This is a genomic window from Ruegeria sp. AP11 (genome assembly GCF_056535865.1).
The window spans coordinates 1656088-1676868 of record NZ_JBQFJB010000001.1 but is presented as its reverse complement, the minus strand read 5'-3'; the positions used below and the strand labels follow the sequence as shown (position 1 = coordinate 1676868).

Here is a 20781-nt window from a genome sequence, read left to right as displayed (position 1 = left end):
ATACTTCTGCATCGAGAATCTCACCGGTAACGGTTGGTGAAACCAAGCGCCGAGAAATCGATAGCCTCTAAGGCCGCACCCGGCCCAACATCCAATATGGGCTTGCTGTATCGGTAACCTTCCTTCAGGGCACCATTGTGGTTTTGATAAAAACGGCCTTTGGGATCGATCATCAGATACGAACCCAGCATGTCTGCGTTGTCTTCAACACGTATGATGTTTGCCAATGACCGATGCCTGTGCACAAACGCCCAGAACTGTTCATCGTTCACTGTACCGGTAGTAGTAGTCATCGGAAGCGCACGGAGGATCTTCCACTTTTGAGGTGACAGTAGCGCAATTTCTCGAGCCAAGTCCGCCTTGTGGTTCAGAGAACTCACGACCGTGTTAATCTTCAGCTTCAGTTCAGGGTTCTTTGCGCGTGCAATCGCGATGGCGTCCCTTAACGCCACAAGATCCAAGTGCTGAGAGCGACGATCTTCGCGGCCTATCGCTTTGTTCGTCCGCATATCAGCTGCATCGAAGCTTACTCCAAGCCAATCGAGGTGCGGCGCTAGGCCGGATACAGTCTCTGCATCAAGCTTGCTGCCATTGGTAATTATTGAAACATCAAATCCAACTCGGGCGGCCAACTCAACGGCACAAATTAAGTCAGAGCGACACAGTAACGGTTCACCGCCAGCAAAATTTAGACGGACACGCCGCCAACTCAAACTATCCTTCAGAGGGTTTTTCAAATTGTCGGGGTCGAAAAAAGCCCAAAGCGATCTCAATAAATTGGCTGTGTTTTCACGCTGGCGAATCAAGTCACGAACTGAAGGCGTTCGTTCCCACTTGGCATAGCAATACACGCACCGGTAGTTACAAGCTTCGTTGACGTGCCAGTTGATTACTAACTGGTCGAGGTTGTGTTTATGGGTAGTTTTCACGTTGAGTTCTCCATGTTCGTGACATGATTCGAACTTGCCACTGGCAAGCTTCAAAATATCTGACACAAAACGTGCAAACCAATTTCGCGGCGTTGCGCTTTTAGCAATATTGTTTATCTTCAATTAGTTACAATGCAATAGGAGATTCGCTTGGCGTTAGTCCCTCCACCGGAAGCCATCTTCGTTGAGCTTTCCCGATCATTCTTCGGCTCTGTAATGGGTAAACGCGAAAAAATGCGCCTTCTTAGGCGTGAGTTTTCGATGAAGCAGATCGAAAAAGAGCATCGTAGAAGTTGTAGGGAGCTCTTTATTGCTCTTGAGTTTGATGAGCGCGCGAAAAGAGATGCCGAACAAAACATCTGGGAAGAGGTAATGTCTTCTTGGTCGATCGAGCAGAAGGTTTGGACCTTTGATGCGCCGATCCAACACATTATTTGGGAGCTTCTAATTCATCTGTACGTGCCGGGCGCCGCTCGACGGGCCGCATTCTGGATGATCGATGACCGTTCGGATGATGGTTTGCCGGACGGACGGTTTTGGTACTTGCCAGAACCGGATTACGAGAACCCGTCAAGGCTGCAGCTTCCGGTTCAACAGGTTCTGGATTGGGCCTTCGATCTTATTGGCCTGTCAATTGAGAGTTACGCTGTTCAATTGGCAGAAGATCAAAGCGAAAAGGGAGTCTCCAATCCAAACAATGACCCCAAAGCAAAAATCGCGCGTGCACTTTATCGCTGGCAGCAAGGCGAAATTCTTCCGGACCAGGACAGTATCAAACGCACGTTTCCTGATAGGTTGACCGAGTCCAAGGATGCAGAATCAAACCGAGAATCTCGGCTGCCGTTTTCCGGATGTTGGGAGTACAACACCGACGAGGATCTGCAGTACAACTACAAATCGGCCCGGGAGTTCATTCAGAATCGAAACCTTTCCATCGCACGGCTACGTTTTGACTTGGACATTTCAGAAGATGCCCTGACTCGCGCCCTCAATGGACATCCACCGGAGCACGAGAAGGCAAGATTTACATTTCTTGTGGGTCGGCGCTTCGCGCGACCCAGCATGAAGACCATTCGCCAGATGTTGCTGTTCGCGCGTGCAATGCAGGACGGCTATTTGCGCCTCCTCAAACTGCTTTGCCCAGATGTTCAGCCCGCATGCGCCGATCCCTTTGAAAATCGCATTCTTGAACTGACGCATATCTTCAAGCTGATCTACAACTTGACTCTCGAAGCGTACCGAACAAAAGCCGAGGAAGGAACGCAATCGCAGGACCAGTATTTCGAAGAGAAACTGAAGAAGTGCGCACCCTGGTTGGTAAGTGCTCTGGCAATAATCCACCCGTCAAATTTTCAACGGGTTGAACCTAACCAGGACAGCATTTGCGAACGTCTGAGCCGCCGCTTCTCCGAAATTCAACACGGTGATCGCTTGCAGGCTTATATTCCAAATTTTGGTGATCGCGATGAGTTCCGGAAAATCTTCGAACGCGAAGATCAGTCGTTACGAAATGTTGTCGCAGAGCTCCGGGATCATCTGTGGCATTGTGAAAGACTGGATCGTCGGGCCGCCGTTGAAGAAATAGACAAGGAAACGCGCGTTTGGTTTCTGAACAATCTCGCGCAGGATACGAACGCTCCTGACGTGATCCGAGCCGCCTCGACAAACCGACTCGCGACAATCGCAAAGGGAACCGCGCTGGAAGGCGTTTGGTTCCAGACTAGGCTTGAAATGGCTCGCCAGAAGGGCGACCACGCACTCGTCGAAAAGCTGCTCAATAAAACGAAAGAGCTTGACCCGTTAGACCGCTGGCGTCCGGTTTGGCTCCACCAAAAAGCGCGGCATCAAATTAATCTCAATGAGTGGAACGAAGCGAAAGAACGCTTAAAGGAAGCAATCGAGCTTACGCGGTTACGGAGCTTCGGCCCGACTCGCGGCCTTCTTTCACTGGACCTGCTCGGGCTGGAGTTGACGAAATCAGCATACAACCAACGAAATCACGGGGGACTAGTAAGAGATGTGATCATGTTCGGAGTCATTGACGTTCCACCAAAAGATGAGTGGGTGGTTGTTACCGCTGAAACGCACTTTTGGAAAGAAGTGTATAAACCTTACGACGAGACGACGAGGCGAAAGAAGGTAATCAAACAGAACAAGAAGAAGCGTCGAAACAGTCACGTGTAGGTTTGTGTGGCTAAAGCTCAGCGGGATTAAGTAGTGCTCCGGTCTCATTTTTTGCGGAGTACGGGCGTCCAGGGGCTGATCTAAAAGGCCACGGGCTGCGCCGTCCATCGCGAGAGCATTCTTTGGCGTGAGATGGCCCTTGGCGCCAACAACAGTTCTACCAGTCTTGGGTAATCTGCTAACCGAAGAAAAGCTGTTCGAGCGAGAATCCGATTAACAACTACAGGGCTGACAATGCTAAAATTACTTCTAGCTAAAATCTGTACCAAGACTGTCGACAAACCGGACGAGTTCTATTGCCTGACGCCCTACCTCAACACCCTAGAACCGATTGAAAACCCTCGCACTCGCACCCGCGAGGATGGCCAGAAAGAAAGGGAGGTTGGGAAGGACAGGAAAACCGGCCGGACGATCTGGTTGCCGCTTTCGGATTAAGCTGCTTTCGTACAACAGAGTATGCCCACAAGAGCTGATCGAGGCACGCTCAATTACGGGCAACGCTCTTCATCAATTTCTTTTTCTTGTTCTTTGTCTATGTCTTGATGGAAGAACGTTCGCGTTGCGTTCGTAGAAAACGCACATTGATTTCATTGCAAAATCTCAAATCATCTTGGTTTTAACGATCACTGATTGTTACCGAAACCGGTGCGTTTGCATTTTGTGGAGACTGCAGATCGAGCGATTTCCAACGTACGAAAGACAAAAAATGGAAAAGACGCCTGCCAACTGAAAGAGCCTTCAGCACCCGAACATTCGCTGCAAGAGTTCAGCTTTTTCCACCTGACCCCGATGTTTGTCCTTCTATCTTCTTGCTGCTCGATCCGCTCTTGGGGTAGCGTCTCGATAAGAAATTTCGAGGCGAAAAATGCTCACAGGCAACATCCGAAACCAGGTCGACCAGATCTGGAATGCGTTCTGGTCAGGCGGGGTTTCCAACCCGCTTTCCGTAATTGAACAGCTCACCTTCCTCATGTTCATCAAGCGGCTCGACGACCTGCATACCGTCGAGGAACGCAAGGCCGAGGATCTGGGCATTCCCATGGCGCGTCGCATCTTCCCGGAAGGCAAGGACGATAAGCGTGAGCCCTACGACAACCTACGCTGGTCTCGCTTCAAGCACTTTGAGGCCCGTGAGATGATGCGGATCGTGGATGAGCATGTCTTCCCCTTTCTGCGTCAGCTTGGTGAACAGGGCTCTTCCTACGGCACCCACATGAAGGATGCCCGTTTGGGTTTCTCCAACGCCAACCTGCTGGCCAAAGTTGTGCAGATGCTCGACGACATCCCCATGGATGACCGCGACACCAAAGGCGACGTCTACGAATACATGCTCGGCAAGATCGCCAGCGCGGGCACCAATGGACAGTTCCGCACCCCACGCCACATCATTGAGCTGATGGTTCACCTCATGGCACCAACGCCCACTGATACCATTTGTGACCCGGCAGCGGGCACCTGCGGATTTCTCGTGGCGGCGGGTGAGTACCTGCGCGACCACCACCCGGAGATGCTGCGCAAGAAGGAAAGCCGCGACCACTTCCACAACGACATGTTCCACGGGTTCGACTTCGACGCCACCATGCTGCGGATCGGCGCGATGAACATGACCCTGCACGGCGTCGACAATGCGGATGTTTCCTACCGTGACAGCCTGGCCGAGGAGCATGGGGCAGATGCGGGTGCCTATTCCCTGATCCTTGCTAACCCGCCCTTTGCTGGGTCGCTCGACTATGACACCACAGCCAAAGATCTGCAGAAGATCGTCAAGACTAAGAAGACCGAGCTTTTGTTCATGGCGCTGTTCCTGCGGCTGCTGCGAACGGGTGGACGCGCAGCGGTGGTTGTACCGGACGGGGTGCTCTTTGGCTCGTCCAAGGCGCACAAGGACATCCGCCGCATGCTGGTGGAGGAGCACAAGCTCGATGCCATCATCAAGATGCCCTCAGGTGTCTTCAAACCTTACGCAGGCGTGTCCTGTGCCATCGTGGTTTTCACCAAGACCGGTGTCGGCGGAACCGAGGATGTCTGGTTCTACGACATGACAGCCGACGGCTTCAGCCTTGATGACAAACGCACGCCACTGATGGAAGCCGAGAAGCTCGGTACGAAGCCTGCTGTGGTGTTGACGGAGGACGAGCACGGCAAGAACAACCTGCCCGATATTCTGACGCGCTGGGCTGCGCTGGACGCCGAAATTGGCCGCCCTCGTACGGCGCAGAGCTTCATGGTCAAGGCGTCAGATATTGCTGCTACCGGCTCGTGGGATCTGAGCTTGAACCGCTTCAAGGAGGTTGAGCACGAGGAGGTTGAGCACGCTTCGCCAACTGAGATCATCGCCGACCTACGCGCCCTAGAGGCCGAGATTTCGCAGGGGTTAGATCGGCTGGAAGGAATGCTGGGATGAACTGGCCGGAAGTCCCAATCGGGGATATCTTCGAAGTTGCCCGTGGCGGCTCACCTCGCCCGATTGACAAGTTCATTACCGATGATCCCGACGGTCTAAACTGGGTCATGATCGGCGACGCTACTGCAAGCGGGAAGTACATTAAAGCAACTAAGAAGAAGATAAGGCATGAGGGCTTGAAGAAGACTCGCCAAGTTAAGCCGGGTGACTTCATTCTTTCAAACTCCATGAGTTTCGGTAGGCCGTACATCATGGGAATCGATGGCTGCATTCACGATGGGTGGTTGTTGCTACGCCCTCAATCCGATCAAATCTGCCCTGACTACTTCTATCATCTGTTAGGTTCTCAACCGGTTTACGCAAAGTTTGCCTCCCGAGCGGCAGGCGCGACAGTGAAGAATTTGAACAGCGGTATCGTTCGAGAAGTTCAAATCCCCCTCCCGCCGCTGGAGGAACAGAAGCGGGTTGCGGGGATACTGGATCAGGCCGCAAACCTCTGCCGCCTCCGCGCCCGCACCCTCGACAAACTCAACACCCTCGGCCAGGCGATCTTTCATGAGATGTTTGGGTCATTAAAAGGGTACAAGGATACGCATCCCGAAAGTCTAAATGCAGAAGTCGATGCGTTGAATATCAAAACCCTTGGTGAGGAGATCACTCTCCAAAGGGGATACGATATCGTAAAGAAAGACGTGCGAGAGGGTGAAGTACCTGTCATTTCGTCGGGCGGAGTATCGTATTTCCACAATGAGCCCAAAGCGAACGGTCCTGGCGTAGTCCTTGGGCGAAAGGGCTCTGTTGGAAATGTTCATTTTGTCGAGGGCCCATATTGGCCTCATGACACAACTTTGTTCGTAAAAGAATTTCGGGGGAACCACCCTGTATTCGTCTACTACTTCTTTTTGCAGTTTGGATTAAAGGAATATGAAGCCAGTGCGGCGAATCCGAGCTTGAACAGAAACAACCTGCATCCGCTACTTGTCAAATGGCCAAGCTCAGCGGCCCAAAATGCGTTTGCTGAGCGGGTCAATAAGATTGAAGAATTTAAACCTTTGCTTGAACGCCAAGAAGTTCAGTCTGAAACGCTGTTCGCCTCTCTCCAACACCGCGCCTTTCGCGGAGAGCTTTGAACCGGACCGCACATGAGCTTTCAAAACCGTGTCGATCCCCTTGGTCAGTTCCACGCGAACTCTGCCCGAGGAACCTTGATGGGTAACCGCGGAATCCTGCACGATGATAAGCGTAACGTAATTAAGACCCACGCGCATCAGAACTGGGTCGCCTGCGCTTTGTCGTTCAAAGGACGCAAGCGGCAGATCATGTCACAAGGCAGATATACCGAACTGTTCTTCCTCGACGAGGCTACCGCGCTCGCCGCCGGGCATCGTCCCTGCGCGGAATGTCGGCGGGATCGCTACCGGGCTTTCACTGAACTCTGGAAAGCGGTTCATGGCGGTGCGGAGGAGGGACGATCTCTGCCGCAGACCATCGACCGCGCGTTGCACAAGGCGCGCATTACCCGGCAGCGCGCCAAGGTCACCCATGAAGCCGTTGGCGCTGACCTGCCTGACGGAACCATTGTGACGGATGGCGTTGAGCCACTCCTGCTGTGGCAAGGACGAAGTTATCGGTGGAGCTTTGACGGTTACACTGCGCTGGGAGACCAACCGCAGGGGGTCATGACAGTATTGACACCGGAACCGCTGATCCCGGTTCTGCGTGGCGGCTACAAACCAGAGGTCCATGAGAGCGTGGGGAAAGCGGGCTGAACAATGCACTCACGGGTTGATCGCAATCTGAGACGCTTCTACGTTGCTGTTATTGTTTGGAATCTCTCATGACCCAGTTTGCATTTCTCGCCGATGACTTCCCCGCTCTGCACAAGCATGCCGCCAAGGCGGAGACCCATGCGTTGTCCGATCCGCGCGGGGCATGTTTCTGGGCCCGCCTGACGCTGGAGACAGCGCTCAAGTGGCTCTACCAAAAAGATCCGGCGCTGCGCAGCACCTATAACAACACGCTGGCGGCGATGATTGCCGAACCGAGCCTTGAGGCGCTGACCGGCCCCGCCATCGTCACCAAGGCGCGCTACATCAAGGATCAGGGCAACCGGGCCGCACATGACTCGGGCAGACCGCTGAGTGCCCACGACGCCACCGCCTGCGTGCGTGAGCTGTTCCACGTGTGCTACTGGATCGCCCGAACCTACGCCAAGACCACACGTCCTGATCCAGCTTTGACCTTTGACGTGAAGCGGCTGGAAAAGTCGCTGACCATTACCGCCAGCACTGTCGCCCAGATCCAGAAGATCGAAGGCGACATTAAGACCGAACGCAAACGCGCTGAAGAGGCAGAGGAGGCGCTGCGCACCTCTGAGGAGGGACGAGAAGAGCTCGATCGGGAACTGGCTCGGGTTCGTGCCGAAATCGTCGCGTTGAGAAAGGCAAACCAACGGGTCGAGGACACTCACGACTACAATGAGGCCAAAACGCGCGACAGTTTCATCGATCTGCTTTTGGCGGAGGCGGGCTGGCCCCTGGATCAGGAGCGCGATCGCGAGTTTACTGTGAAGGGCATGCCAAACGAGAGTGGCGACGGTTTCGTCGACTACGTTCTTTGGGGCGATGACGGTAAGCCTCTGGCCCTGGTCGAGGCAAAACGCACCAAAAAGGACAGTAGGACAGGGCAACAGCAGGCGAAGTTGTACGCTGACTGCCTTGAAGCCGCATATGGGCGGCGGCCTGTGATCTTCACCACAAATGGGTATGAGCATTGGATCTGGGACGACATGGCTTACCCACCGCGAGAGATTTCCGGGTTCCTAAAGAAAGATGAGTTACAGCTTCTTCATCAAAGGCGAACCAACGTACGCGCGTTGTCGCGCGTTGATATCGACGTAGATATCGCGGGGCGCCACTATCAGCAGCGCGCAATTCGGCGCGTAGGGGAGGCATTCGAAAAACACGCCCAGCGCAAAGCACTTTTGGTTATGGCAACAGGAAGCGGCAAGACACGAACAGTGATCGCTCTCATAGACCAACTGATGAGAGCCAACCGCGTCAAACGTGTTCTGTTTCTGGCCGACCGTATTGCATTGGTTAAACAGGCGAATAGCGCTTTCAAGGCACATCTGCCCGCAACACCTTGCGCCAATCTATTGGAGCGCCACGATCCCAAGAAAAACGATCATTCGGGTGCGCGTGTCTGCCTTTCAACCTATCCCACCATGATGGGGCTGATCGAAGAGTCGAAGGACGGGGAGAAGCGCTATGGCCCCGGCCACTTTGATCTGATCGTAATCGACGAGGCACACCGCTCAGTTTATCGGAAGTATCGGGCAATTTTCAGCTATTTTGACAGCCTGCTGGTTGGACTAACAGCCACCCCACGCGATGAAATTGATAAAGATACCTACTCGCTGTTTGGTCTTGAGAAGGGTGTGCCGACTGATGCCTACGATCTCGATGATGCAGTCGCGGACGGTTATCTGGTTCCGCCGACGACCATATCTGTTCCGCTGAAATTTCAGAGAGAAGGGATTGCATACGATCAGTTGAGCGATGAAGAAAAGGAAGCTTGGGACGCCATTGAATGGGATGAAGAGGGTACCCAGCGCGACCGCGTTGAAAGCGCCGATTTGAACAAGTGGCTCTTCAATGTGGATACCGTAGACAAGGTACTAGAGCACCTAATGCGAAACGGGATCAAGGTAGCTGGCGGTGATAGGCTCGGCAAAACCATTATCTTCGCCAAGAACAGCAAACATGCTCAATTCATCGTGGACCGTTTCAATGAGAGCTACCCCTACTACAAGGGTGAGTTTGCTAAACTGATAGACTACAGCGTTTCCTACGCTCAATCCCTGATCGACGACTTCTCGGAAGCAGAAAAAGCGCCTCACATAGCCGTTTCGGTGGACATGCTAGATACTGGGATTGACGTGCCTGAGGTGGTCAATCTTGTTTTCTTTAAAATCGTGCGTTCAAAAACAAAATTCTGGCAGATGGTAGGAAGAGGCACCCGCCTGTGCCCGGATCTTTTTGGTCCAGGCGCTGATAAGCAAGCTTTTGTAATATTCGATTTCTGCCAGAACCTGGAGTTCTTCAAGGAAAATCCAAATCTGGTCGAGGGCGCCAGCGCCAAACCTATCAGCGAACGACTATTTGTGGCGCGAGTGGAGCTTATTGAAGCTCTAACTAATGGCGAAGACGCCCATGAGGAGTTAATTGGCTCAACTAAAACACGCCTCCACGACGAGGTTATGGGTATGCCGCTCGACAACTTCATCGTTCGAGCCAAGCGCCGAAGCGTTGAAAGGTTTAGGGACTCTGCGAATTGGTCAGATCTGAGTTTGGACGAGCGAATGGCACTTTTAGAAGACGTCGCTGGTCTTCCCTCTGCCTACGAAGACGGTAGCCTACCCTCGAAACAATTTGATCTCTTGATCCTTAGCGCGCAACTTGAACTCCTGAAACAAGAGGGCGGGTTTGCTCGCTTGCAGTACCGTATTGTTAGCTACGCTTCAGGACTGGAAGAGTTGTCCAACGTGCCCCTTGTTGCAAAAGAGTTAGAATTGATCCTAGAAATTCAAACCGGTAGCTTTTGGGAAGACATTACCCCTGAAACTCTTGAGATGGTGCGACGCCGCTTGCGCCATTTGGCCGAGCTCATCAAGCCAAACGAGCGAAAAACTGTAATAACAGACTTTGAAGACGAGATCGGTGAAGGCCGTGCTATGACCATGCCAGATGTAGGCAGCGGCGTGGATAAAGCGCTTTTCAAGATGAAAGTTCGGCGCTTTTTGGAGCGACATCGAGACCACATAACCCTCATTAAGGTACACCGCGGCGAGCCTCTTACATCCCAAGACATCAATGAATTGGAGCGGATTCTGATTGATCAAGATATCGCTGATGAGAAGCAATTAGAAGAGTTGGCAGTTGATGGAGGACTTGGGTGTTTCCTGCGTTCGCTGACCGGTTTGGATCGAGCAGCTGCCAAACAGGCTTTTAGCACTTTCGTTTCGCGACATCAGCTAAATGCAGATCAAACCGACTTCCTTGATCTGATCGTCGACAGTTTGACCGAAAGCGGCATTGTTGATCCCGTGTCATTCTATGAGAGCCCGTATACAGATTTCGATGATCTGGGGATTGCGGGCATTTTCAGTCGAGATCAGGCTCAAGAGATTATCAGAATCGTCCGTGACTTAAACAATGCTGCGGCAGCCTGATGTCAATGTTAGAGAACGGTAACCAAAAGATCTTTGGCGACTCACAGAGTGTGCTCGCTTCTACCGCTCGCGGTGAAAGACACGCAAACCGAGTCTTGTTATCAAAGCAAGCAGTTAATTTTTGCCAACTACCTTGTTTAAACTGGCTTTTTAGCTACTCAGTCATGCGCGCTTCAATTTGGAACTGCTCTGCACCAAGCAGTAGGATCTCGCCGTTTTTTCCAAAGTAGATATGACACCTAGTCGAGATAACGGCTGCCCGCAAATACAACGGCCGCAAGAATTAAATGAAAACGCGCGCGAAAGTTGGGTGCTTTAGCCGCACTCGAGCAATTGGAGTTAAAGTTACGATGGCCCAAGAGATTGTGGAACTGATCGATCAAATCATAGAACAAAATGTTGCGCCCCTTGCTGATCCAGGTCTTGATCTACAGGAGCTTGCTAGAAGGGCGCGCGCTGAGCAGCCGAAAATGGAAGCTAGTTTCAAAGAATTTGAGCAAAAACGGCTTCAGGCGCAACAACGCCTAAATAGATTGCAAAACGAAGCCAATCGACCTCGCGCCATCAACAGCTTTCTTCGATTTTCCATAATAACGCTCCTATTTCTCGCTGGATTCGTAGTACTTGCTCTCGCGCTTACTGGTTTAGTTGGAGGCAATCCGGATCGGATGACCTTTGTCCCGGAAGTGCTACGGAATTTTCTCTCGAATATTGCACCCGGAAATCTGGGAACTTGGGTGTTTGCCCTCTCAGTACCCTTCATTGGATGGCTCATCTATCGCACAATAAAGGCAACAAGCAGACCAGATGATACAGTAATTTACCACCAAAAACTTCAAGCAGAAGTTGCGCTTCAACAGGCAGTTAGGGATCTGGAAAAGGAGGCTCATAGAGTCGTTAGCGAAGTAGTAACGTCTTTAGCTAACGATATGGCTCCTTCTTGGGAGATCGAGTTACGTGCCGATAGCCGAAATCAGCTCGCCGAAATACATGACCCTAAGCTAGCAATACAAACTGAGGCCGAACTCGATCTCAGAGCGAGGCTCGCACTAATGCCAGGTGGTAGCGTCGGGCTGGCCGGAGAACGCGGTGCCGGTAAGACGACGCTGATGCGGCAATACTGTGATCGGCCATCGTCGCTTGATCCTGCACCCGGAGTAGTAAGGGTGCTAGTTTCTGCTCCCGTTAAATATGAAACAGTTGAATTTATCCTTCACCTCTTTGCGCGACTATGTCGCTCTGTATTGGGTGACAGAGAATACGACCTGGCAAGGCTCAGTAACGGTGCCAAATCAGCTTCTAGCAGCTGGATTTCTCCATTTAGAGCTCGTTGGCTTGCTTACGTTAGCGCGTGTGCGATGCTGATCGGTTTGTTTTTGCTAATGATTTCTTTCACACAAATCGGTGAGGGCTTTCGATTGGCTAGTACGGAGGCTCAAACTTCCGTAGAAACTCAGGCGCCGTCACAATTTAATGCCACTGTTGGAACGAATACGCCATCCAACATAGATTCAGATGTTCCTCCGGCTCCACAAAGCGAAACACAACGAAATAAGAGCGACCTTTTGATTCTCGCAGAGGTGTTAGACCTCACGCCTTTGCAATGCTTACTTGCGGGGATTTTTTTGACCGTGGTTGGGTTCTTCCTATTTCGCTCGTATTCTTCAGCTAGGGAACGCCTTGAACGGTCAGGTGCATTCAACCGGCCATCCTACAGAACTTCTAACTCAGAATCCGTAAGGTTGGCACGAGAGTGGGCTGAGCGGTTGACCTTTCAGCAAAACTTCAAGCATGGATTCGGAGGCGAGTTGAAGCTGCCACTTGGACTCAAGGGAACCTTAAGTGGCGAACAATCGCTCGCACGCCGCCCGCTCTCGGTTCCCGAGATCGTAGACGGGTATCGGCAACTTGTTGAAGCCATAGTAGCGAGCGTTGGGTCAGATGAACGGGGCGATTCCCCCGGGGCGGTAATGATCGGAATAGACGAACTTGATAAGATTGAAGACGTTAAGAAAGCACAGTCGTTTCTCAACGATATTAAGGCGTTGTTTGGAATAGGAGGGTGCTTTTATCTAATTTCTGTCTCCGACAATGCGATGAGTAACTTTGAGCTCCGTGGCCTGCCGTTCCGTGACGCATTTGACAGCGCCATAGACGACATCCTTCGGGTTGAACCATTGAGCCTTGACGGTTCGATCAAGCTAATCGAACGGCGCGTGTTTAGACTTTCCAGACCTTTCTTGATGCTTTGCCATTGTCTTTCAGGAGGACTACCGCGCGACCTGATCCGCGTATGCCGTCGGCTTCTGAAGAGCACAACGGACTCAGATGACGAGGCGGAAACCCTATCAGCCGTGACCGTGAGGCTAGTGTCAAGCGATGTCAAAGCACGCCTAGCAGGAGCCAAGGCTGCGGCGCAACAACGTAATTTATTTGGTGATGCCCGATTGATTGTCGTTCTAGGAAGAATTGAAGCGAACTGCGATGCTACATGTGACGATGCGATGGCCTTTATGGAACAGCTGTTAGAATCTATCAATCTGCTCCAAGAACTTACTTTTGAGCTAAAAAAGTTGCAGTCTCGCCAAGCAGACGAAGCTTTGACAGCTCTTGGAACAGAGGCTGAACTCATTGCCTATTTCGCCTTCGCAGCAACAATTCTTGCCCTTTTTGCGCTTGCTAACGATGGAAATGAACTTAAAGCGGCTGCTAGCCCAGGTGGTCTGGCGGAACAACTTGCGCGCGCTAGACAGGCCTTCTCAGACGGCCCCGAGACTGCGTTGAACCAGATCAACGCAGTTAGGGCAGCAATTCCAGGCCAAAATCAAATCGCGTTCGCAAAACCACGAAATGACGAAATCCTTGAAACGGGCTAGTTCTGCGGATTTTTGCGTTTCTAGTTCTCCACACTACCGCGAGAAGAAGGCAGCTCTGAGCCGTCGTTGTTCGGCTCTCGTTCGAAACATCGAGGCTGGCTTTGAAACGGTTACTATTCGTACATTTTTGCGAACGGCTCTTGTGTAAGCGACAAAATCGCGGAAATTTTGCACGCGAGTTGCGGCCCACAACAAGAAACCGCTCATGATCACTTTTCGGGATTCTGTTTCGCCCATCGTTTTCGCTGGGCTTGGGCGATCCGAGCGCGACCCTCAACGGATTTAGGACCAGTAGACAAGCCACCATGGTATCGACATCGGCGTTTCCCAGATGCGACGGGCAGCTGACAACTCGAACCTTTGCGCGTTTTTGCGCCACAGCGAGCTCGTAGATGCGTTGGAAGCGGTTGCCCCTCATTGTCCAAGCCAATGTTCTGCAGATTCTGACACTGGCCACCAGTACATTCGGAGCACGTTTTTTCTCTGCCGCGCCCAGTAACTGTCCGAAAGGGGCAAATTTGACAGCTCGGTGTCTCATCCCTATCGAACTCTTCCTGGAGTGATAACAACACCTCGCGAAGCATTAGATTCAAACTCAAAAACACCTCCAAATGTAAGCAATTCTAAGCATCGGCCTAAGACCCCATGGACTTTGAATACGCCCACAAAAAAAGACGGCATCAAATTGGACGAGCTGCCTAGGGGCCTGTTGGCAGAAAGGAATTGGTCAGTTGCACTCGTAGTTGCCTAAGCCTGCATTGACTATCGACCGGCAATTCCATGCACAGTAGCTTTTCGTTCAGCCAAGTTCAGGAACACTCGGTCAAAATACTGCCAAGACATTATCGCTCCATCGCCTTTTCTGGCTATCACATTGTCTACGTTTGAAACGATTTGTTCAGGGCTGAGTTCGAGCGTACACCACCGCTCGACCGTTCGTTTTGCCGCGTCGCTATCAAGCGCATCAGCGAGTGTATACGCGCCCTTGCTCTGCACTAGATTTCTGAGAGCTGCGATCAGACGATCAAATTCAAAGGTGAGTTTATTTTTTTCAGCGTGACTCAGCAAATCCGCCACGCTGAGCGCGCTCGTAGCCTGATTAGACAGATCACATTGCACATCGTTTGCTTGCTCCAAGATTGCTTTCGGTTTTGCTCTGTCGTTTCGGCAGGAGTTCGCAAACTTGCCGTTTTCGGATTTCGCTTGAAAATGATTGATCGCGTTTTCCGCCAGAGCGACCATTATTCCGTCATCGGTCGCTTTCACTTTTCCAGTCTTGATGAGCGACGATAGCAGACGCGCCAGCGACTTTTTAGATTTGCCAAGACCGACACGATACGCAAGCCTTTCCTCGTCACGCTCCAATGAATCTTGCGCCTCACAATTCTCGACAAGAAACGAGAATAGCAATCCGCGCTCTTCAAGCGTCAAATCTTGTATTGTTCGACGCATATCTTGAATTGAAAGTTGGGCGAAAATCATTTGTCCAGCCATGGAGGCTCCATACAAGGTTGGCTGACCGTGTGCTCAGGAGCGTCCACCGTGAGGATACTGGTCAGTTGATAGAAGAAGAGCGGCGGAAGACATATAGCCGCTCGCAAGCGTTGGCGGCCGGTTTGTTACCGGTTGGCTTTGGCTTCAGCGATGACAGCAAGGATTTCAGAGCGAGGCCACCGAGAAGATCCACCGAGTTTGATTGGCTTAGGGACAGATCCATCCGCGATGCGGCGCCAGAAACTCGGCACACTGATTGCAAGCAGCTCTGCAGCCTCCGCCACTTTAAGCAGCGGGTCGATTTCGGTCGCAAATGAGTTTGTTTCAGTGGCCATGTGAGTAGATGCCTCGTTGTGATGAGCGTTGAGTCATCTAGAGGCGATCTAAAATGGTATTGGGAGGGGAGAAAAAATTTCTCCCCCCCTAAGCTTCTAGGCTACGCCGATGACTGCCTTTTCTTGAGCAGTCAATTTCGTGACTTTTCCTTTGAAGATAGGAGCAGTTTGCTCCGGAACGCGCCACGGGTTCCATTCCACGTTTCCGTGCGCGGCCACCCTGTCTAAAAATCCCTCGAAGGCTTTCGCTTTCGCAAGGAAGTCATCGAACTTCTTCGGGTCATTTTCGAATGTCTGAAATCTTGGACCATCCGATCGATAAGCGGCTTCCAGGTGGCAAGTATTGCGAAAACGGCTGAAGGCCTTTCTCACTTGCTCAGAGACCGAGCTTTCCAGCCTGGCGCTTTGTTCCTCCAACAATAGTGGTGTAACGAGTTTTATTGCTTTTTTCAGGCTTGGTTTCACACCATTCACATCGAGCCGCAACATCTCATAGACAACCAAAGCAGCGTACCTACGTTCGGTCATGTGCCCCCGCACGATCTGACGTTCCAGCATTCTTTCAACTTTGTTCAAAGTGGAGAGGCTGTTGTTAGAAAGTGCCGACATGCTCTGGTGAGCCTGCCATATGGTTCCCTCCTCTTCGTCCTCCGGCACACCCATCCGAACCAAAACATAAAGATCTGGGCGGGCTATCCAGCTGCCGTCTTCGTTGAACAAGGGAAGATACCGACGATCCTGTTTCATGCGGTGGCCAGTTTTACGACGGTATCGGTGTTGCCGAGGAGATGGGACGCCCAGCGCTCCAGCAACACACGGCGTTGGTCGAGGAAGTCGGTTCGACGATAGGCGCGTTCAACAGAGCTGCCCACTACGTGACCAAGCATGGTTTCTGCAACTTCGTGACGCGCATCGGTTGCCTCCGCCAACCACACACGGAGACTTGAACGAAATCCATGCGGGCGGGCGCTCATGCCACGACGCTCCATCAATCTCGACATCGTGGCGTCTGAGATCACACCTTTCCGAATACTCGGAAAAAGATAGCCGTTGCGAGCATGTCGCCGCGCGTTTCCAAGAACATGAAGCGCTTCATTCGAAAGCGGTACACGGAACTCAGCAGTAGCGCCCTCACGTCCTTTCATCTGCTCTGCCGGAATGGTCCAGACATCACCGTCGATCTGCTCTTCCCTCAAGTACCGTATTGGCCGTGACCGTACCCCGGTCAAAATCAGAAGTTTCAGAGCAAGGTGGGTGACTGTACCTTCGTCCAAGCTTTTGTAGAACTCAGGCACTTCACTCCAGGCAAGCGAAGGAATGTTGGTGGTGGCCTTACGCGGTTTGCCGAGCAATGCACGCGCCTTCTTGGGGGCCTGCAAATCAACATCAATGCCCAGCGCTGCTGCATGCTCCAGACAAATAGATGTCCGTGTCAACGCCTTTCGAGCCGTCTCGGCTTTCTCATGCCAGATAGGTGCAAGGCAATCCCGCAGATCGATCTGAGTAATTTCCGCAACTGGCACATGGCCAAGTTTGGGTATGACGTGTAACTCCAGCGGACTAAACCAACGCCCCGCCTTTCCGCCACCCCGCAACGCAGACTTCCGCGCTTCAAACGCATCCCGAGCGATGTCTCTAAACAGATGCAAATTGCGCTGGGCTTCCACACGTCGTTTCTGCCGCTCTCTGATCGGATCTCGACCTTCTCGCAGTTCGCGCCGTGCAGCATCGGCAGATTCCCGGGCCTCCGCCAAGCCAACATCCGGCCACCGCCCGAGGCCCATTTCCCGTCGTTTGCCGAAAACCGTCAGTCTAAGAACCCACTTACCGCTATTGGAATCTGCCTTCACAAGCCAGAGCCCAGCGCCATCGCAGTGCTTTCCGCTCTCCAATGCAAGAACGCCGCGCGCGCTCAATTTGTTTTTCGCCATACAGCTCTCTACCAGTCCACCTATTGGTCCACCCCTAGGTATGGTATGTGCTGCCGTTAGTCGAGATTAATTGAGATCGAATGAAGGAGGTAAGTTAAGCTTTTTCATATAGTTAATCTCTATCTGAGATTCTTTGAGACATCCACATATAGAGTTTCAATGCCTCTCCTGGGCACCAAATCCCCGAAAGAGAATAACGACCGGTTTTCCGAACGCTTGACTTCAACAGGCAACACATCGGGATTGGTTGTGCATCTGATTGGCAATACATCGCCATCGTCAAATACTCTAATAAATCTGAAGCTTAGGAAGAACCAAAGGCGCGCGGCGCCAAGCTTTAAGCGTCGCTGTCTTCCGAAAAATACTTGTCGTCAATCCATTCCCGCAACTCGCGCACTTCCGGCTGATCCGCGATTTCGGCGATCCGCGCCTTGTGGCGCGCCACACACAGCTGATGCAGTCGCGCTGTTTCCGGATCGCTGAGCAATTCGGCCCCGGCAGCGCGCGCGGCAGGCAGTTGAGGTGCGATCCAGTTTTCCGATGACCCGCCCCGCATCCGAACGCGGTAATATTTGCGGTTCACTTTGCGCCATTTGGCGACCGCGTCGCCACGATCCATCTTGACCATGAACGAATCCACAGATCGCAAAGCATGGTGGTTCAGCGCAACCAGATCATAAGCGCCCCGGCAATCGTAGCTTTTGAGCTTTTCATCCGTCATGAACTCTTCCGGCACGGGGCGGGCCGATCCGTCCAGCCAGATCACGTCATTCTCTGTCCCGGGTCGCAATAAAGGGCGATGGTTCGTAGGGCGTTCGAACGCCCCGGTGCCGTTCAGAATGGTCTTTACGCCGCGCACAGCTTTCCATCGCCCGGGCCGGGGATTTTCGTGCACTTTGAAGTTCTCGGTTATCCAGTGATCTTCAAACTTCTGGTGGCCGCTTGAGGTGAAGTTCAGTTCGCTCATCGACAGGGCGTGAAACGGACCGGCGGCGCGCAGCAAGTCGGTGAAATGCCCTTGGCCCACGCGAATATTGACGAACTCATCGACGTCCATTGAGATGATATAATCGGACCGCCTGACCACTGGCATTTGCAACGCGTATTTGATCGCGATGGGATGATAGTATGTCTTTTCCATCATCACAGCGGGGTTCTGCAGATGGGTAACCACACCCCTCTCATCCAACCGGTCGAGCAACAGATCGGTACCATCGGTGCAGTGATTGGTGAAAATCACAAAGTTCTTAATGCCGATGGATTTGTGAAACGCGAGCCACTCGAGAATGAAGGGGCCCTCGTTCTTCATCACGGTAAAAACCGTAACTTCGGGGTCATCCAACTTGTGCGAAGGGTCGGGCATATCGCGGTTAGCTATGGGCACGGGGGCTGAGCTGTCTGCTGCCATCCTAACCCTCCTCGGGTGCGGCAATCCGGTATCCCAGATTGCGTAGGCAACGGGCAGCTTTGCTACGCAGATCGGGGCTCTGCCGCAAGAAGCGCGTCATGCTGCGCGTCATATGGCTGCTGGCAAGCACCTCGTCATACTTCGCCTCCAGCACATCAAGCGGCATTCGATTGCTGTCCTTGAACAGCGCAGCCCGGCCTTCAGCATCGGGGCCGATGAAGATCGGAGTGATGTGCCCGCCCCCAAAGGCCACCGCGTGTTCGGTTCCGCAGCTCTCAAGATAGGACAGGGCGTTCTGGACGGCCGGATAGATGATATGGGTATCGTCGAACACCACGATGCATTGCGCATTCGTCACCGTCAGCACATTCAGAAAATCTGCAAAAGCCGCGGTGATCGTGTGCTCTCCGTCGATGAAGGCCAGATCAAACCGATCCACAGGCGGGTCCGAGCGCAGCGACGCAGAGGTTGTCTCACGCGTGGACAATTTCTGCATCTGGCTGTCGCTTGCATATTGCCTCAGCCCGTCCAGCATATGCTGGGTGGTAACATGCTGATACTGGTCCAGCGCCCCCCGCTCATCCGGGGTCATGTCGGGCCGCAGGTCGATCGACAGCGCGCTGAGGCAATCGTCGTCCATCACATGCGGCTGAAGGGATTTACCCAGATACGAGCCAATCTCGAGATACCGGTATGGACCATCTTTGGATGCAATTTCCTGCACGTTGATCAGAGTGCGCGTGCCGCGAATACCGACCTGTCCGCGCAGTTTGAAATCGTCAATCGACAGCGTGTTCGGCGCAACCATCGTCAGCGTACCTCAGCTTTCATCCGCAGCATCGACCAGTTCCTGCGCAAGCTTCAAAAGCGCTGTGTTGATGGCAGGCTCGCTGTCGAATTCGCCCTTGTCGATCAGGGTCTGCAACCTGCCCCAGCGTTTGGCCAGGATGCAGCGCGACATGGCAGGCGGGAACAGCTCGGCCTCGGCACCGGCTTGCGCCCAGGCTTGCAGCAACGAAGGTTTGGGGGCATCCCCGTCCACGCACCAGGTGTGCTCGAACAGGGTCATGATAAAGCGCAGAGGGGCCTGTTTCGGATGCCTCCGGTCGGCGACATAGGGCAGTTTGAAGACGTCAGTGACGATCTCATAGGACGGCCAGTAATGCAGAACGCCCTCGTCTTTGAACTCGCGCACGACTTCATCCAAAGCCACGCGCAGAACACTTTTCGAGACCGAGTTCGATGTCAGGCACGAGTTATCCCGGAATGTCGCAATCAGCGGGATCGGTGACAGGGTGAACAGGATCTTGGCATCCGGGCGATGCTTTCGGATCAGATGGTAGATTGCGCGCAGATTGTCCTTGTTCTCTTCAACGGTCGAGACGCGAAACTTGTGCCGTGACGGGTCATAGACATCCTTGGGAATGGTGCGCCAGAACACATTTCCGGTGACTTCATCATACCAGATTTCCGACAATCCGAAGGTCAGGATAAATACATCGGTTTCGTCAAAGATGCGTTTGGTTTCCGCCTGAACCTCTGGGTCATAACCATAGGATTCAGCCTTGTACCCATGCCAGAGCTCTCCTTCGAAAACCTTGTTTTCCCACGCCCACTCGAATTGCTGGCGGATCACGAAGGAATTCACCATACCTTCGCCACAGGTCACCACATAGGCGTCCTTGGCTTCTTCGTCCTTGTTCAGGACCCGGTAGTTCCGACGCGACAGCCATTCCGAGATATTTGCGGCAAAGCAGCTGCCAAATGCCGTGATCTGCGTGTCCGGGGTGATAAACGGCTCTTTCGGGGTCCAGCCCTTCAACACGTATTTTCCCACCGCTTCTGCCGGGATCATCCGCGCCACGGTCGGATTGGCATTTGTGTGTTCACCCCGAAACCATGTTCTGAACTCGGGCGTGTCTTTGTTCGTGCGTTGAAAGTTGAAATGCCGCGCACGGTTCGATCTTGCCATATCACCCTCAGGTCG

15 protein-coding genes are annotated in these 20781 nt (G+C 52.8%); 6 read left to right on the top strand and 9 right to left on the bottom strand.

Annotated elements, in window-relative coordinates; translation table 11 throughout:
• Nucleotides 1–20: 20 nt before the first annotated feature.
• A complete protein-coding gene (locus ACR3E4_RS08590; protein WP_480535712.1) occupies nt 21–929 on the bottom strand; it encodes a viperin family antiviral radical SAM protein in 909 nt (302 codons plus the stop codon).
• Nucleotides 930–1079: 150 nt separating this feature from the next.
• Here ACR3E4_RS08590 and ACR3E4_RS08585 point away from each other — a divergent pair, with 150 nt between their 5' ends.
• The 6 genes from ACR3E4_RS08585 (at nt 1080) to ACR3E4_RS08560 (ending at nt 13626) form a co-directional block, all read left to right on the top strand.
• Complete coding sequence (locus ACR3E4_RS08585) at nt 1080–3113, top strand: hypothetical protein (RefSeq protein WP_480535713.1); 2034 nt, start codon at nt 1080–1082, stop codon at nt 3111–3113.
• Nucleotides 3114–3978: 865 nt separating this feature from the next.
• Nucleotides 3979–5517 (top strand): type I restriction-modification system subunit M, encoded by a 1539-nt coding sequence (locus ACR3E4_RS08580; protein ID WP_480535715.1) that lies wholly within the window; start codon nt 3979–3981, stop codon nt 5515–5517.
• Nucleotides 5514–6647, top strand: coding sequence for a restriction endonuclease subunit S (locus ACR3E4_RS08575; protein WP_480535716.1), 1134 nt, complete (start codon nt 5514–5516; stop codon nt 6645–6647). Before ACR3E4_RS08580 ends, ACR3E4_RS08575 begins: the two co-directional genes overlap by 4 nt.
• 78 nt (nt 6648–6725) lie before the next feature.
• A complete protein-coding gene (locus ACR3E4_RS08570; protein ID WP_480535717.1) occupies nt 6726–7286 on the top strand; it encodes a hypothetical protein in 561 nt (186 codons plus the stop codon).
• 68 nt (nt 7287–7354) lie between these two features.
• On the top strand, nt 7355–10750 hold the full coding sequence (locus ACR3E4_RS08565) for a DEAD/DEAH box helicase family protein (RefSeq protein ID WP_480535718.1): 3396 nt from the start codon (nt 7355–7357) through the stop codon (nt 10748–10750).
• Nucleotides 10751–11100: 350 nt separating this feature from the next.
• Complete coding sequence (locus tag ACR3E4_RS08560) at nt 11101–13626, top strand: hypothetical protein (RefSeq protein WP_480535719.1); 2526 nt, start codon at nt 11101–11103, stop codon at nt 13624–13626.
• Between the two features lie 209 nt (nt 13627–13835).
• Here the strand turns inward: ACR3E4_RS08560 and ACR3E4_RS08555 are convergent, their stop codons facing one another.
• The 8 genes from ACR3E4_RS08555 to ACR3E4_RS08520 all read right to left on the bottom strand — a co-directional run bounded on the left by ACR3E4_RS08555 (nt 13836) and on the right by ACR3E4_RS08520 (nt 20766).
• Nucleotides 13836–14210, bottom strand: a complete 375-nt coding sequence (locus ACR3E4_RS08555; protein ID WP_480535772.1) for an HGGxSTG domain-containing protein — start codon at nt 14208–14210, stop codon at nt 13836–13838.
• Between the two features lie 178 nt (nt 14211–14388).
• Nucleotides 14389–15120, bottom strand: a complete 732-nt coding sequence (locus tag ACR3E4_RS08550; RefSeq protein WP_480535721.1) for a hypothetical protein — start codon at nt 15118–15120, stop codon at nt 14389–14391.
• Nucleotides 15121–15245: 125 nt separating this feature from the next.
• Nucleotides 15246–15455: a helix-turn-helix transcriptional regulator gene (locus tag ACR3E4_RS08545; RefSeq protein WP_170411714.1), complete on the bottom strand. Its 210-nt coding sequence runs from the start codon at nt 15453–15455 to the stop codon at nt 15246–15248.
• A gap of 96 nt (nt 15456–15551) precedes the next feature.
• Complete coding sequence (locus ACR3E4_RS08540) at nt 15552–16202, bottom strand: hypothetical protein (protein ID WP_480535722.1); 651 nt, start codon at nt 16200–16202, stop codon at nt 15552–15554.
• On the bottom strand, nt 16199–17386 hold the full coding sequence (locus ACR3E4_RS08535) for a tyrosine-type recombinase/integrase (protein WP_480535724.1): 1188 nt from the start codon (nt 17384–17386) through the stop codon (nt 16199–16201). Before ACR3E4_RS08535 ends, ACR3E4_RS08540 begins: the two co-directional genes overlap by 4 nt.
• Nucleotides 17387–17723: 337 nt before the next feature.
• A complete protein-coding gene (locus tag ACR3E4_RS08530; RefSeq protein WP_480535725.1) occupies nt 17724–18794 on the bottom strand; it encodes a glycosyltransferase family 2 protein in 1071 nt (356 codons plus the stop codon).
• A 1-nt stretch (nt 18795) separates the two neighbouring features.
• Nucleotides 18796–19602: a class I SAM-dependent methyltransferase gene (locus ACR3E4_RS08525; protein ID WP_480535727.1), complete on the bottom strand. Its 807-nt coding sequence runs from the start codon at nt 19600–19602 to the stop codon at nt 18796–18798.
• Nucleotides 19603–19614: 12 nt separating this feature from the next.
• Nucleotides 19615–20766, bottom strand: a complete 1152-nt coding sequence (locus ACR3E4_RS08520) for a GSCFA domain-containing protein (protein ID WP_480535728.1) — start codon at nt 20764–20766, stop codon at nt 19615–19617.
• Between the last annotated feature and the right edge of the window lie 15 nt (nt 20767–20781).

Excerpts from the sequence above, each read along its gene's own strand:
- ACR3E4_RS08580 (WP_480535715.1), top strand. The coding sequence starts at position 3,979 with ATGCTCACAGGCAACATCCGAAACCAGGTCGACCAGATCTGGAATGCG.
- ACR3E4_RS08575 (WP_480535716.1), top strand. The coding sequence starts at position 5,514 with ATGAACTGGCCGGAAGTCCCAATCGGGGATATCTTCGAAGTTGCCCGT.
- ACR3E4_RS08570 (WP_480535717.1), top strand. The coding sequence starts at position 6,726 with ATGGGTAACCGCGGAATCCTGCACGATGATAAGCGTAACGTAATTAAG.
- ACR3E4_RS08565 (WP_480535718.1), top strand. The coding sequence starts at position 7,355 with ATGACCCAGTTTGCATTTCTCGCCGATGACTTCCCCGCTCTGCACAAG.
- ACR3E4_RS08560 (WP_480535719.1), top strand. The coding sequence starts at position 11,101 with ATGGCCCAAGAGATTGTGGAACTGATCGATCAAATCATAGAACAAAAT.
- ACR3E4_RS08555 (WP_480535772.1), bottom strand. The coding sequence starts at position 14,210 with ATGCTTCGCGAGGTGTTGTTATCACTCCAGGAAGAGTTCGATAGGGAT.
- ACR3E4_RS08550 (WP_480535721.1), bottom strand. The coding sequence starts at position 15,120 with ATGGCTGGACAAATGATTTTCGCCCAACTTTCAATTCAAGATATGCGT.
- ACR3E4_RS08545 (WP_170411714.1), bottom strand. The coding sequence starts at position 15,455 with ATGGCCACTGAAACAAACTCATTTGCGACCGAAATCGACCCGCTGCTT.
- ACR3E4_RS08540 (WP_480535722.1), bottom strand. The coding sequence starts at position 16,202 with ATGAAACAGGATCGTCGGTATCTTCCCTTGTTCAACGAAGACGGCAGC.
- ACR3E4_RS08535 (WP_480535724.1), bottom strand. The coding sequence starts at position 17,386 with ATGGCGAAAAACAAATTGAGCGCGCGCGGCGTTCTTGCATTGGAGAGC.
- ACR3E4_RS08530 (WP_480535725.1), bottom strand. The coding sequence starts at position 18,794 with ATGGCAGCAGACAGCTCAGCCCCCGTGCCCATAGCTAACCGCGATATG.
- ACR3E4_RS08525 (WP_480535727.1), bottom strand. The coding sequence starts at position 19,602 with ATGGTTGCGCCGAACACGCTGTCGATTGACGATTTCAAACTGCGCGGA.
- ACR3E4_RS08520 (WP_480535728.1), bottom strand. The coding sequence starts at position 20,766 with ATGGCAAGATCGAACCGTGCGCGGCATTTCAACTTTCAACGCACGAAC.